The organism is Acidisphaera rubrifaciens HS-AP3 (assembly GCF_000964365.1).
In the GTDB taxonomy this organism is placed as follows: domain Bacteria; phylum Pseudomonadota; class Alphaproteobacteria; order Acetobacterales; family Acetobacteraceae; genus Acidisphaera; species Acidisphaera rubrifaciens.
In genome coordinates, this window is the sequence record NZ_BANB01001178.1 from 1 (window position 1) to 214 (window position 214).

General features: G+C 74.8%; 1 pseudogene. It reads right to left on the minus strand.

The features are described from left to right. Positions 1-214, minus strand: a pseudogene (locus B8460_RS20565) (MFS transporter); the annotation flags it as partial.

Sequence of the window (214 nt, forward strand, 5' to 3'; positions counted from 1 at the left end):
CCTGCTATCCTGTCCAGCGCGGGGCCGAGGCCGAAGACCAGCGGGACGATGACCGCCGCCGTGGCCGCCGCGGCGATCATGCCGACGGTGCGGCCGGAGTGGTCGGCGAGCAGGCCATAGGCGATCGGCGCGAAGCCGCCGGCGCCGATCACGCCCGTGTAGAACAGCGCGAAGGCGCGGCCGGTATCGCCCTTCGGCGCGAGGTCGGGGACCG